Origin of the sequence: Streptomyces sp. NBC_01515 (genome assembly GCF_045040345.1) — a bacterium.
In the GTDB taxonomy this organism is placed as follows: Bacteria; Actinomycetota; Actinomycetes; order Streptomycetales; family Streptomycetaceae; genus Streptomyces.
Window position 1 is genome coordinate 8927478 of the sequence record NZ_CP109416.1, and the last position, 12997, is coordinate 8940474.

General features: G+C 70.2%; 11 protein-coding genes. 9 read left to right on the plus strand and 2 right to left on the minus strand.

Going from position 1 to position 12997, the window contains the following annotated elements:
* The first annotated feature begins 87 nt into the window (after window positions 1-87).
* From OG407_RS39940 to OG407_RS39970, 7 genes are all read left to right on the plus strand, one after another.
* Window positions 88-930 (plus strand): nitrilase-related carbon-nitrogen hydrolase, encoded by an 843-nt coding sequence (locus tag OG407_RS39940; protein ID WP_405864932.1) that lies wholly within the window; start codon window positions 88-90, stop codon window positions 928-930.
* Window positions 927-2213 (plus strand): aspartate aminotransferase family protein, encoded by a 1287-nt coding sequence (locus OG407_RS39945; protein WP_405864934.1) that lies wholly within the window; start codon window positions 927-929, stop codon window positions 2211-2213. Before OG407_RS39940 ends, OG407_RS39945 begins: the two co-directional genes overlap by 4 nt.
* A gap of 57 nt (window positions 2214-2270) precedes the next feature.
* Window positions 2271-3851: a PucR family transcriptional regulator gene (locus tag OG407_RS39950; RefSeq protein WP_405864936.1), complete on the plus strand. Its 1581-nt coding sequence runs from the start codon at window positions 2271-2273 to the stop codon at window positions 3849-3851.
* A 155-nt stretch (window positions 3852-4006) separates the two neighbouring features.
* A complete protein-coding gene (locus tag OG407_RS39955; protein ID WP_019071248.1) occupies window positions 4007-4849 on the plus strand; it encodes a nitrilase-related carbon-nitrogen hydrolase in 843 nt (280 codons plus the stop codon).
* 96 nt (window positions 4850-4945) lie between these two features.
* A complete protein-coding gene (hydA, locus tag OG407_RS39960; RefSeq protein ID WP_405864938.1) occupies window positions 4946-6349 on the plus strand; it encodes a dihydropyrimidinase in 1404 nt (467 codons plus the stop codon).
* A gap of 11 nt (window positions 6350-6360) precedes the next feature.
* Window positions 6361-7380 carry a TIGR03842 family LLM class F420-dependent oxidoreductase gene (locus OG407_RS39965; protein WP_405864940.1) on the plus strand — a complete coding sequence of 340 codons (1020 nt, stop codon included), beginning with the start codon at window positions 6361-6363 and terminating at the stop codon, window positions 7378-7380.
* Window positions 7381-7507: 127 nt separating this feature from the next.
* Window positions 7508-9064 (plus strand): NCS1 family nucleobase:cation symporter-1, encoded by a 1557-nt coding sequence (locus OG407_RS39970; protein WP_405864942.1) that lies wholly within the window; start codon window positions 7508-7510, stop codon window positions 9062-9064.
* A gap of 29 nt (window positions 9065-9093) precedes the next feature.
* On the opposite strand, the gene OG407_RS39975 is transcribed toward OG407_RS39970, so the two are convergent.
* Both OG407_RS39975 and OG407_RS39980 read right to left on the minus strand, forming a co-directional pair.
* Complete coding sequence (locus tag OG407_RS39975; protein WP_405864944.1) at window positions 9094-9765, minus strand: hypothetical protein; 672 nt, start codon at window positions 9763-9765, stop codon at window positions 9094-9096.
* A gap of 176 nt (window positions 9766-9941) precedes the next feature.
* The gene (locus OG407_RS39980; RefSeq protein WP_405864946.1) at window positions 9942-10937 is read right to left on the minus strand and encodes a carboxymuconolactone decarboxylase family protein; all 996 of its coding nucleotides are present in this window, start codon (window positions 10935-10937) and stop codon (window positions 9942-9944) included.
* A gap of 165 nt (window positions 10938-11102) precedes the next feature.
* On the opposite strand from OG407_RS39980, the gene OG407_RS39985 reads away from it, so the two are divergent.
* Window positions 11103-12218: a sensor histidine kinase gene (locus tag OG407_RS39985; protein WP_405864948.1), complete on the plus strand. Its 1116-nt coding sequence runs from the start codon at window positions 11103-11105 to the stop codon at window positions 12216-12218.
* The gene (locus tag OG407_RS39990; RefSeq protein WP_405864950.1) at window positions 12215-12922 is read left to right on the plus strand and encodes a response regulator; all 708 of its coding nucleotides are present in this window, start codon (window positions 12215-12217) and stop codon (window positions 12920-12922) included. The genes OG407_RS39985 and OG407_RS39990 overlap by 4 nt, the downstream gene beginning before the upstream one ends.
* Window positions 12923-12997 lie beyond the last annotated feature (75 nt).

The following is a 12997-nucleotide window of genomic DNA, read 5'->3' on the forward strand; positions in this document are numbered from 1 at the left end:
CAAGGCTCCTCCGGAGGCTTACGTTCATCCCTCTACGGCCTTGTCTACGGGCGTAGAGGCTCTGGCGTCCCGTCGAAGGAGCAGCTCATGGCCAACGTCGTACGCGCCGCTCTGGTCCAGGCCACCTGGACCGGCGACACCGAGTCCATGGTGGCGAAACACGAGGAACACGCCCGCGAGGCGGCCCGGCAGGGCGCCCAGATCATCGGGTTCCAGGAGGTGTTCAACGCCCCCTACTTCTGTCAGGTCCAGGAACCCGAGCACTACAGCTGGGCCGAGCCGGTGCCCGACGGGCCGACCGTGCGGCGTATGCAACAGCTCGCGCGCGAGACCGGCATGGTGATCGTCGTCCCGGTCTTCGAGATCGAGCAGGACGGCTTCTACTACAACACCGCGGCCGTGATCGACGCCGACGGCACCTTCCTCGGCAAGTACCGCAAGCACCACATCCCGCAGGTCAAGGGCTTCTGGGAGAAGTACTACTTCAGGCCGGGCAACGCGGGCTGGCCCGTCTTCGACACCGCCGTGGGCAAGGTCGGCGTCTACATCTGCTACGACCGCCACTTCCCGGAGGGCTGGCGCCAACTCGGGCTCAACGGCGCCCAGTTGGTCTACAACCCGTCCGCCACCTCGCGTGGCCTCTCCGCCTACCTCTGGCAGCTGGAGCAGCCGGCCGCCGCCGTCGCCAACGAGTACTTCATCGCCGCGATCAACCGTGTGGGACAGGAGGAGTACGGGGACAACGACTTCTACGGGACGTCGTACTTCGTCAACCCGCGGGGCCAGTTCGTCGGCGAGGTCGCCGGCGACAAGGACGAGGAACTTCTCGTGCGCGACCTGGACTTCGGGCTGATCGAGGAAGTCCGCCAGCAGTGGGCGTTCTACCGCGACCGGCGTCCCGACGCCTACGAAGGGTTGGTGCAGCCGTGACCAAGGACCTGCTGGGACGCCACCGGGACGTGCTCCCCGACTGGCTCGCCCTGTACTACCAAGACCCGTTGGAGATCACGCACGGCGAGGGCCGGCACGTCTGGGACGCCGAGGGCAACAAGTACCTCGACTTCTTCGGCGGCATCCTCACCACCATGACCGCGCACGCGCTCCCCGAGGTCACCAAGGCGGTGAGCGAGCAGGCCGGGCGGATCATCCACTCGTCCACGCTCTACCTCAACCGCCCGATGGTCGAACTCGCCGAGCGTGTCGCCCAGTTGTCCGGCATCCCCGACGCCCGCGTCTTCTTCACCACCTCGGGCACCGAGGCCAACGACACCGCCCTGATGCTGGCGACGTCGTACCGCAGGAGCAACCAGATCCTGGCCATGCGCAACAGCTACCACGGCCGTTCCTTCAGCTCGGTCGGCATCACCGGCAACCGGGGCTGGTCCCCGACCTCGCTGTCCCCGCTCCAGACGCTGTACGTCCACGGAGGTGTTCGGACCCGCGGTCCCTACGCCGGCCTGAACGACGCCGAGTTCATCGCGGCCTGTGTCGAGGACCTGAAGGACCTGCTCGGTCACGTCCGTCCGCCCGCCGCGCTGATCGCCGAACCGGTGCAGGGCGTGGGCGGGTTCACCTCCCCGCCCGACGGTCTGTACGCCGCCTTCCGCGAAGTCCTCGCCGAGCGCGGGGTGTTGTGGATCGCCGACGAGGTGCAGACCGGCTGGGGGCGTACCGGCGACCACTTCTGGGGCTGGCAGGCGCACGCGGAGAACGGGCCGCCGGACATCCTCACCTTCGCCAAGGGCATCGGCAACGGCATGTCCATCGGCGGAGTCGTCGCCCGCGCCGACATCATGAACTGCCTGGACTCCAACAGCATTTCGACCTTCGGCGGCACCCAGATCACCATGGCGGCCGGCCTCGCCAACCTCACCTATCTGCTGGAGCACGACCTCCAGGGCAACGCCCGCCGGGTCGGCGGTCTCCTCATCGAGCGGCTGCGGGCCGTCGCCGCCCAGCATCCCGGCGTACGGGAAGTACGCGGGCGCGGGCTGATGATCGGTATCGAGCTGGTCAGGCCCGGCACCGACGAGGCCGACCCGGACGCGGCGTCCGCCGTACTCGAAGCGGCCCGCGAGGGCGGCCTCTTGATCGGCAAGGGCGGCGGCCACAACACCAGCGCCCTGCGCATCGCCCCACCGCTGTCCCTGACCGTCGCGGAGGCCGAGGAGGGCGCCGCGATCCTCGAACGGGCTCTGCGGAGCACGCAGTAGAGCACGACGGGCTCTGCGGAGCGCGCGGTAGAGCACGCTGAACAAGGGAAGACCGTCATGACCACCACCTTGGGAACCCTCGGAACCCTGGACGGCCTGGAGCCCGCGCTGTCGGTGCGCCAGGTCCTCGGCCTGGAACGGGTCCTCGCCGGGGAACCCGAGGTGGTGGCCGGCGCGAGCCAACTCGACCGGCCCGTGCGCTGGGTGCACGTCGCCGAGGCCGCCGACGTCGGCGTGATGCTCACCGGCGGCGAGATGGTCCTCACCACCGGCGTGCTCCTCGCCGGTGACGAGGCCGCCCAGGCCGAGTACATCCAGTCCCTGCACCGCGCGGAGGCATCTGCCGTAGTCCTGGGGCTCGGTCGCGCGTTCCCCGCCCCGCCGGACGTGATGCGCCGCGCGGCCGAGCGGTGCGGGCTGCCCATGGTGGTGCTCCACCGGCCCTTCCCCTTCGCGGAGTTGACGGAAGAGGTCCAATCCCGGCTGGTACGGCGGAAGTTCGCCGCCGTCAGTCTCTCCGAGGCGGTACGGACCGCGCTCACCGGGCTCATCACCGGCGGCGCCCCGCTGCAGAGTCTGCTCGACGAGGTCGCCGCGCACAGCGCCTGCCCGGTCGTCGTCACCAACCTCGCGCACCGTGTCCTCGCCACGGCGGGGGAGCGGTCCGCCGTCGACGACGTGCTGCGCGACTGGGAGCGCATCTCCCGGCAGGCCGGCGGCAGCGAGGGAGATGGCTGGATCCGCGCCGAGCTGGGCGGACGCGGTGAACGCTGGGGCCAGATCGTGCTGTGCGGCTACCGCGGCGACACCGCCACCGGCCGCCTCCTCGCCGACCGCGCCGCCGAGGCCCTCGTCCTGCACCGCATGCTCGGCGGCTCCGCCCACACCTGGGAGGAACAGTCCGCGCAGGGCCTGATGACCGACCTCGCGAGCGGAGTCGTACCGGCCCGCCAACTCCTGCCCCGCGCCCGCGCGGCCGGACTCCCGGTCAACCGGCGCACCTTCGTCCCGATGGTCGTACGCGACGGCGACACGGCCCAACTCGACCGCGTTCTACGGCTGTTGGGGCTCCCCGGGCTCGTGGCCGAGCTGGCCGACGGAGTCACCGCCGTACTGCTCAGCCTGCCCCGCGACCAGGACGCGGATGCCCTCGCCGCGCACTTCGCGAGCCGACTGCGCACCGAGTCGGGGGCGTTGAAGGCGGTGGTGGCCGCCGCCGGGCAGCGCACCGTCTGGGACGACGTGCCCGCCGGGCTGCGCGAGGCACAGCACGTCGCCGACGCCGTGGCCGACTCCAGCGACGCCCTCGACCTCCCGGCCGTCGTACGCCTCAAGGACGTTCATCTGCGCGGCCTGATCCGGCTGTTGAGGGACGACCCGCAGGTGCAGTCCTTCGCCGAACGGGAGTTGGACGGGCTGCTGTGCGCGGCCGACGAGGACCTGCTCGCCGTACTGCGCACGTATCTGGCCACCGGCCGCAACAAGTCGCGCACCGCGCAGCTCCACCATGTGTCGCGCCCCGCGCTGTACCGCCGGCTGGAGGCGATAGAGGGGCGGCTCGGGGTCGACCTCGACGACTTCGAGCAGGCGGCCTCGGTGCACATCGCGCTCCTCGCGCACGACGCGCAACAGGGGTGAAACATGGGACTACCTGGGAAAACGGCGGTGAAACATGCGCCCACGGCAGGGTGACACCGTGGAACGCCACGCGCCCGCAGACGTGACACCGTGCAACTCAAACCGGACATCAGGACTTCCTAGGCTCCTCACACACCTAGCGACCGGAGGTCCCGATGAGCACAGTGATTCGTGCCGCTCTCTTCCAGACAGCCTGGACGGGCGACAAGGAGTCCATGATCCAGGTACACGAGCAGGCGGTCCGCGACGCGGCCGCGCAGGGTGCTCAAGTCCTGTGCTTCCAGGAGCTGTTCTACGGACCGTACTTCTGCCAGGTCCAGGACAAGGCGTTCTACGAGTACGCCGAGGCGATCCCGGACGGCCCGATCGTCAAGCGCTTCCAGGCACTCGCCAAGGAGCACGGCATCGTCCTGGTCCTGCCGATGTACGAGGAGGAGCAGCCCGGCGTCCTCTACAACACGGCCGCCGTGATCGACGCGGACGGCTCCTACCTCGGCAAGTACCGCAAGCACCACATCCCCCAAGTACCGGGATTCTGGGAGAAGTTCTACTTCCGCCCGGGCAACAGCGGCTGGCCGATCTTCGACACCAAGGTCGGCAAGATCGGCGTCTACATCTGCTACGACCGCCACTTCCCCGAGGGCTGGCGTGCGTTGGGCCTCGCGGGCGCCGAGATCGTCTTCAACCCGTCGGCGACCTCGCGCGGCCTGTCCGCCTACCTCTGGCAGCTGGAGCAGCCCGCGGCTGCCGCCGCCAACGAGTACTTCGTCGGAGCCATCAACCGTGTCGGAGTGGAGGAGTTGGGCGACAACGACTTCTACGGCACGACCTACTTCGTCGACCCGGAGGCCCAGTTCGTAGGCGAGGTGGCCAGCGACAAGGAGCCCGAACTGGTCGTCCGCGACCTGGACTTGGCGAAGTTGCGCGAGGTCCGCGACCGCTGGCAGTTCTACCGCGACCGCCGCCCGGACGCGTACGGCCCGTTGACCGCACCGTAAAACACGCGTGGCACCCGCGCCCCGTTTTTGGGGGCGCGGGGAACCGCGCGCCCAGCCCCAACGACCCGCACCCGACGACAACCCAGCGGAGTCAAAATGAGCACCCGTACCGTAATCCGCGGCGGCCTAGTCATCACCGCGTCCGACGAACTCCACGCCGACGTCCTGATCGAAGACGGCCGCATCGCAGCCCTGGCCACCTCCGGTACGCCGACGGCCGACGCCTGGACCGCCGACCGGGTCATCGACGCCACCGGGAAGTACGTCATCCCGGGCGGGGTCGACGCCCACACCCACATGGAGATGCCGTTCGGCGGCACGAAGGCGGCCGACACCTTCGAGACCGGCACCCGGGCCGCCGCCTGGGGCGGTACGACGACCATCGTCGACTTCGCCATCCAGAGCGTCGGCGGAGCCCTCCGCGAGGGCCTCGACGCCTGGCACGCCAAGGCCGAGGGCAACTGCGCCATCGACTACGGCTTCCACATGATCGTCTCCGACGTCAACGAGGACACCCTCAAGGAGATGGACCTGCTGGTGCAGGAGGGCGTCACCTCCTTCAAGCAGTTCATGGCCTACCCGGGCGTCTTCTACAGCGACGACGGCCAGATCCTGCGCGCCATGCAACGCGCCGCCGACAACGGCGGGTTGATCATGATGCACGCCGAGAACGGCATCGCGATCGACGTCCTCGTGGAGCAGGCGCTGGCCCGCGGTGAGCGGGACCCCCGCTACCACGGCGAGGTCCGCAAGGCCCTCCTCGAAGCCGAGGCCACCCACCGCGCCATCAAGCTCGCCCAGGTCGCGGGCGCCCCGCTGTACGTCGTGCACGTCTCCGCCATGGAGGCGGTCGCCGAGCTGGCCAAGGCGCGCGACGAGGGGCTCCCCGTCTTCGGCGAGACCTGTCCGCAGTACCTGTTCCTGTCGACGGACAACCTCGCCGAGCCCGACTTCGAGGGCGCGAAGTACGTGTGCAGCACGCCCCTTCGGCCGAAGGAGCACCAGGCCAAGCTGTGGCAGGGCCTGCGCACCAACGACCTCCAGGTGGTCTCCACCGACCACTGCCCCTTCTGCTTCGTGGGCCAGAAGGAGCTGGGCCGGGGCGACTTCTCGAAGATCCCGAACGGCATGCCGGGCGTCGAGAACCGCATGGACCTGCTCCACCAGGGCGTCGTCGACGGCCACATCAGCCGCCGCCGCTGGATCGAGATCGCCTGCGCCTCCCCGGCGCGGATGTTCGGCCTCTACCCGAAGAAGGGCACCATCGCCCCGGGCGCGGACGCCGACGTCGTCATCTACGACCCGCACGCCGAGCAGACCGTCTCCGCCGAGACGCACCACATGAACGTCGACTACTCGGCGTACGAGGGCAAGCGCCTCACCGGCCGCGTCGAGACCGTCCTCTCGCGCGGCGAACTCGTCATCACCGAGCGGGAGTACACCGGGCACGCGGGCCACGGCGTCTACACCCCGCGTGCCACCAGTCAGTACCTCAACTAGGAGCGGCGCCAATGGACTTCGGACTTGTACTCCAAACCGACCCGCCGGCCTCGCGGGTCATCAGCCTGATGAAGCGCGCCGAGCGCAACGGCTTCACCTACGGCTGGACCTTCGACTCCGCCGTGCTGTGGCAGGAGCCGTTCGTGATCTACAGTCAGATCCTGGCCAACACCACGAAGTTGACGGTCGGCCCGATGGTCACCAACCCGGGCACCCGCACCTGGGAGGTCACCGCCTCCACCTTCGCCACCCTGAACGACATGTTCGGCAACCGCACGGTGTGCGGCATCGGCCGCGGCGACTCCGCGATGCGCGTGGCGGGGCGAACTCCCAACACGCTGGCCCGGATCAGCGAGGCCATGAAGGTCATCAGGGCGCTCGGCTCGGGCCAGGAGGCGGACCTCGGCGGCACGGTCATCAAGTTCCCCTGGGCCAAGGAGGACGCCCAACTCCCGGTCTGGATGGCCGCGTACGGCCCCAAGGCGCTGAAGATGACCGGCGAGGAGGCCGACGGCTTCATCCTCCAGCTCTCGGACCTCTACCTCACCGAGTACATGGTGAAGGCGGTGAAGGACGCGGCCGTCGCGGCGGGCCGTGACCCGTCCGAGGTCAAGATCTGTGTGGCCGCCCCGGCTTACGTCACCGAGGACGACTCGCCCGAGGCGCTCGCCCACGCGCGCGACCAGTGCCGCTGGTTCGGCGCCATGGTCGGCAACCACGTCGCCGACCTCGTCGCCAAGTACGGCGAGCACTCCGCCGCCGTACCCGAGGAACTCACGGACTACATCAAGGCCCGTGAGGGGTACGACTATTCGCACCACGGTCGCTCCGACAACCCCGACACCGCCTTCGTGCCCGACGAGATCGTCGACCGGTTCTGCATCATCGGATCGGCCGAGAAGCAGATCGAAAAGCTCAACGCCCTGCGCGAGTTGGGCGTCGACCAGTTCGCCGTCTACGACATGCACGACGCGCAGGAAGCGACGATCGACGCGTACGGGTCGAAGATCATCCCGGCCGTCAACGCCTGAGCCGTACCAGAAGAACCGCTCAACTCCCCGTCCCCCCACTCCAGTTCTCCCCCTCCCCGCCGTCCCGGGGAGGGGGGCCGGAGCCCCGCACGGCCTCTCCGGACCCACCTCATCGATTGGCCTGCCCATGACCGACATCGCCCCCGCGGCCATACCGCCGACCGCTCAAGTCAGCCTCGCCGACGGGCGGGTGGAGCTCGCCCCGGGGTCTCCGCTCCCCAGCGGGCCGTACGCCAACGACGACCTGCTGCCGGTTCCCGTCGAGAAGCGCACCTGGACCACGTACAACTTCTCCGCGCTGTGGGTCGGCATGGCCCACAACACGGCCTCCTGGACGCTTGCTTCGGGTCTCATCGCCGTCGGCATGGACTGGAAGCAGGCGGTGTTCACCATCGCCCTGGCCAACCTGATCGTGCTCGTGCCGATGCTGCTCACCGGGCACGCGGGGCCGAAGTACGGCATCCCCTTCCCGGTCTTCGCGCGTGCCTCGTTCGGCGTGCGCGGCGCCAACCTCCCCGCTGTCGTACGGGCGTTGGTGGCCTGCGGCTGGTTCGGCATCCAGACCTGGATCGGCGGTGAGGCGATCTACTTCCTCGCCGGCAAGCTGATCGGGGACAGCTGGGCGAACGCCTCGCACATCGGCGGGTACGCCTGGACGATGTGGCTGTCGTTCGCGCTGTTCTGGGTGCTCCAAGTGGCCATCATCTACCGGGGTATGGAGACGATCCGCCGCTTCGAGAACTGGGCGGCGCCCTTCGTGCTCGTCGGCGCCTTCGTGATGCTGTGGTGGATGAGCGACAAGGCCGGCGGCTTCGGTCCGCTCTTCGACCAGCCGTCCAAGCTGGGTTGGGGCGGCAGCTTCTGGAAGCTGTTCTGGCCCTCGCTCATGGGCATGATCGGCTTCTGGTCCACGCTGTCCCTGAACATCCCGGACTTCACCCGCTACGGCAAGAGCCAGAAGGCCCAGACGTGGGGGCAGGCGCTCGGACTGCCGACCACGATGACCCTGTTCGCGTTCCTGTCGGTGATGGTCACCTCCGGTTCGCAGGCCGTCTACGGCACGGCGATCTGGGACCCGGTGCAGCTGGCGGCGAAGACGGACAACGTCGTAGGCCTGCTGTACGCGTTGGTGACCGTGCTGGTCGCGACCCTGTCCGTGAACATCGCGGCCAACCTGGTCTCGCCCGCCTTCGACTTCTCCAACATCGCGCCCCGGAAGATCAGTTTCCGCACCGGCGCCCTGGTGACCAGCGTCCTCGCGGTGCTGATCTTCCCGTGGAAGCTGTACTCCGACCCGCAGGGCTACATCTTCACCTGGCTCGGTCTGGTCGGCGGTCTGCTCGGCACGGTCGCCGGCATCCTCATCGCCGACTACTGGGTCCTGCGCCGCGGCAAGCTGGACCTCGCCGACCTGTACCGCAAGGGCGGCCGCTACTGGTACGACGGCGGCTGGAACTGGCGGGCCGTCGTCGCCTTCGTGGTGGGTGGCGTGCTCGCCGTCGGCGGCGCCGACTTCCACCCGCTGATCGACGGCCGGCCGATCCCGGCCCTGTCCTCGCTCGCCGACTACGGCTGGGCCGTGGGCCTGGGCACGTCGATGGTGCTCTACGTAGTCCTCACGTTGCTGACCGGAAAGCGGACGGAACCGGTGACGGAAGCGGCACCGGAGACCGTCGAGGCGTAAGGACTCCGCGACTCGGGGGGCGGTCGGGGCTAGCTGGCCCTGCCGCCCTCCAGCGCGGTCACCGCCTCCTTGGCGGCCTTGATCGCACCCTTGTTGATGACGTCCGTACTCGGCGCCTTCTTGTTCTCGAAGTCGCTGCCGTTGTACGTGACGGTCACCAGCGCGTTGCCCGCGCGGACGATGACCGTGCCCTCACGCGTCTGCTGCTTGTCCTCTGTGGTGAGGTTCACGATCGAGTAGGCGGAGTCCCCGAGCCCGGGGACGACCCCGCCGCCGCTCTTCTCCGTAGTCGTCTCGGTGTACGACTTCTGTGCCGCCGCGTCCGATTCCGTGATCTCGTACGACACGTCGAGCCAGCGGTAGTCGTACCCCTTGAGCGCGTTCCACGAGCAGGTGCGGCGCACCTTCGTGTCCGTCGACGGGATCTCCTTGCCGGCCGTCTTCGCGCCCGGCACCAGCGACTTGATCGTCGCCACCGCCACACTTCCGCACGGGGCGGGGGAGGTGGAGTACGTCTTGGCCACGGGCGCCGTCGACGGGGCCGAGGCCCCGGACGAGGCGTCGGCCTCGGGCGTCGACTTGTGGTCGGCGGTCGTCGTCGCGGCGAACGGCCCGGACGTCAGGGCCCAGCCCATCGCGGCGAGCACGACGACCGGGGACAGACGCGCGGTGAGAGCGAGCGGCAGAGGAAGAGAACGCAAGTCGCACTTCTCGTGGGGGATCACGTGCGGAGCGGGTCCGCACTGCGGACGGGGACGGCCAGTGTCACATGACTGCCTGTGAGGCGGAAGTATGAACTCGCTCCGTGCCCGTGCGGTGACAGCGCCTCACTGTCGACGGGCCGTGTGTCCCCAAATGTCCCTCCCCTGTGGGTGCCTCAGGGTCGGGTGACGGGCACGCGCATCGTCGTCTCGATCCGTTCGACGGCCGCGAACGCCCCGTACGCGACGAGCCGCACGAGACTCGCGTCACTGTGCCGCGCCTCGCGCCAGGCGGTGACGTCCTCCTCCGTGATCCGGTACGGCGCGAGCGCGGCCAGCACCGCGAGGCGCGCCGCGGGCCGCTCCCGCCGGTTCGGGAAGCCGCGCAGGACGACCGGCGGATGCGAACCGTCCCAGGCCCACAGCGTCTCCCGTACGAGCGTCCGGTCGTCGGCGTCGAGCAGCTCGGCGCCCATGCGCGCGGCCGTACGCAGCGCGTCGTAGGCCGGGCCCACCGGCGTTCCGGCCGCCCACTCCGGGCCGGGCCCCGGCGCGTCGAGCAGGGGAAGTGCCGCTCCCGGTACGGCAGTTCGGCGCACGGTGCGGGCGACGCTGCGGCCAGCGAGGCTCCGTACGGCCCGGAAGCGCTGGGCGTTGCCCGGGAGGAGCTGTTCGGTCAGCAGGGCCGACACGACGCGGTTGACGAAGTGGAAGGCGAGGGCGGTGCCCAGGTAGGCGGGCGCCTGCTCGCGGGGGAACGGGTACGGCGTGAGGGCCGCACCCGGGATCCGCGTCCGGCGGCCCCAGTCGAGCACGCGCGCGTGCTCCTCGTTCTCCGGGGTGCCGCCCCGGGCCAGGTGCTCGGCGAGGGCGTGGTCGCCGGTGGCGTGCAGGAGAACGGTGTGCGCGTCCGCGCAGAACGGGCACTTGTTGGCGAGCGAGACACCGAGCGCGGCCAGCTCCTTGCCGGTGCGGCTGCCTGCACCCGCGATCAGCGACTCCCGCATCAACGCCCAGGCGGGGGCGAGGAGTTCGGGTGCGGAGGACAGGACCACGAAGGTCGGGGGCCGTTCGATCCCGAAGTCGACGGCGATCTGCTCGAAGACGTCGGCGCTGCGGCCGGTGGCGGACTTGGGCGACGGTGGCCGGGTGTGCCGGAAGGGTGTGGGCATGGCAGCAGCGTGCGCGCCGGGGGCCGGCTTGGTCGTCGTACGGGCGAAGGCAGTCGGGGCTACGACGGGGAGGTCCGGGGCGGCGCGGACTACTGCGGGGGGAGTAGTCCAGGAGTTGTCCACAGGGCTGACGCCCGGGTCGGCGCGCCGGTCTAGTGTGCGGACATGAGCGGGTATCCGGTCGAAGCGACCCCACGCAGGCGGCTCGCCGACGCGTCCCTCGCGGTCGTGATCGGCGGCCTCGTCATGACGGTCGCGGCCTTCGACGTGGACACGACCGCGGTCGACTACGTGCTGATGGCCCTCGCGGCGGCGGCCCTGGCGTTCTATCAGACGGCTCCGAGAGCGGTCCTCGCGGTGACCACGGCGGCGGAGGCTGCCTACGTCCTGCACGCCCACCCGGGGCCGGTCGCCGGTCTGCCCGTCTTCGCCGCGATGCACACGGCGGCCCGCGCGGGACACCGCGGTACGGCGGCCGTGGGCGGCGGGGTGTTCCTGGTGGCGTACTTCGCGACCGGGCCGACGACCCAGCAGGTGGTCGAGCGGACCGCGCTGCTGGCCGGCTGGTTCCTGTGCGCGGTGGTCACCGGCCTCGCCGACCGCAACTGGCAGGCGTATCTGCGCCAGACCGAACAGCGCGCCCTGGAGGCGGAACGCACCCGCGAGGAGGCCGCGTTGCGGCGCGCGGGCGAGGAACGCCTGCGGATCGCGCGGGAGTTGCACGACTCCCTCACCCACAGCATCTCGATCGTCAAGCTCCAGGCGGGAGTTGCCGTCCACCTCGCCCGCAAGCGCGGCGAGGAGGTGCCGCCCGCGCTGCTCGCCATCCAGGAGGCGGGCGGCGAGGCGATGCGCGAACTGCGGGCCACCCTGGAGGTCCTGCGCACCACCGAGGAGCCCACCGGCACCCCCGCGCTGCTCGTCGAGCGGGCCTGCGCGGCCGGCCTCGCCGTCGAACTCGCGGTGACCGGCGAGGAACGTCCCCTCGCCGCGACGGTCGACCGCGCGGTGTACCGCATCGTCCAGGAGGCCCTCACCAACGCGGCCCGGCACGCGGGCCCGGCGAAGGTCAGGGTCCAACTCGACTACGGCGACGATGACTTGACGATACGGGTCGAGGACGACGGAGCGGCCGACCCCGGCTGCCCGCCGAAACCGGGCATCGGCCTCACCGGCATGCGCGAGCGCGTCGCCGCCCTCGGCGGCACCCTGCACACGGCCCCGCGCGCGGAGGGCGGCTTCTCGGTGCGGGCCGAACTGCCGCTGGGGGAGACGGGATGATCCGGGTCGCGGTCGTCGACGACCAGGCGCTGATGCGCGCGGGCTTCCGCGCCCTCCTGGATGCCGAGGAGGGCATCGAGGTCGTCGGCGAGGCGGCCGACGGCGAGCAGGGCGTGGCCCTCGTCCGTGCCCAACTCCCGGACATCGCGCTGATCGACGTACAGATGCCGGTGATGACGGGCATCGAGGCAACCCGCCGCATCGCGGCCGACCCCACCCTCTCGGCGGTCCGGGTCGTCATCCTCACCAACTACGGCCTGGACGAGTACGTCTTCGAGGCGCTGCGCGCGGGCGCCAGCGGCTTCCTCCTCAAGGACACCGACCCGGCGGACCTGCTCCAGGCGATCGAGATCGTCGCCGGCGGCGAGGCCCTCCTCTCCCCGGCCGTCACCCGCACCCTCATCGGCGAGTTCGTCTCCCGGCCCCCGGACCGCTCCACCCCCTCCGGCCTGGAACACCTCACCCGCCGCGAACGCGAGGTCACCGCCCTGGCCGCGCACGGCCTCACCAACGAGGAGATCGCCGCCCACATGGTCATCAGCCCGTTCACGGCCAAGACCCACATCAGCCGGGCGATGACCAAACTCGGAGCCCGGGACCGGGCCCAACTCGTCGTGTTCGCCTACGAGTCGGGGCTGGTGACGGCCCGCGCTTCGGAATCCCGTTGCGCGCCGGACGCGCCGGATCACACCCTGGGGCGATGACCGAGGCGACCCGCGCGCAGGGTCCTGCCTGCCGAAGACACGTCGTACGACGTGGTGTTGCTGCTCGGGCCGCTC

Coding starts and splice junctions, on each gene's coding strand:
- OG407_RS39950 (WP_405864936.1), top strand. CDS start 2,271: ATGACCACCACCTTGGGAACCCTCGGAACCCTGGACGGCCTGGAGCCC.
- OG407_RS39980 (WP_405864946.1), bottom strand. CDS start 10,937: ATGCCCACACCCTTCCGGCACACCCGGCCACCGTCGCCCAAGTCCGCC.
- OG407_RS39985 (WP_405864948.1), top strand. CDS start 11,103: ATGAGCGGGTATCCGGTCGAAGCGACCCCACGCAGGCGGCTCGCCGAC.
- OG407_RS39955 (WP_019071248.1), top strand. CDS start 4,007: ATGAGCACAGTGATTCGTGCCGCTCTCTTCCAGACAGCCTGGACGGGC.
- OG407_RS39940 (WP_405864932.1), top strand. CDS start 88: ATGGCCAACGTCGTACGCGCCGCTCTGGTCCAGGCCACCTGGACCGGC.
- OG407_RS39965 (WP_405864940.1), top strand. CDS start 6,361: ATGGACTTCGGACTTGTACTCCAAACCGACCCGCCGGCCTCGCGGGTC.
- OG407_RS39970 (WP_405864942.1), top strand. CDS start 7,508: ATGACCGACATCGCCCCCGCGGCCATACCGCCGACCGCTCAAGTCAGC.
- hydA (WP_405864938.1), top strand. CDS start 4,946: ATGAGCACCCGTACCGTAATCCGCGGCGGCCTAGTCATCACCGCGTCC.
- OG407_RS39990 (WP_405864950.1), top strand. CDS start 12,215: ATGATCCGGGTCGCGGTCGTCGACGACCAGGCGCTGATGCGCGCGGGC.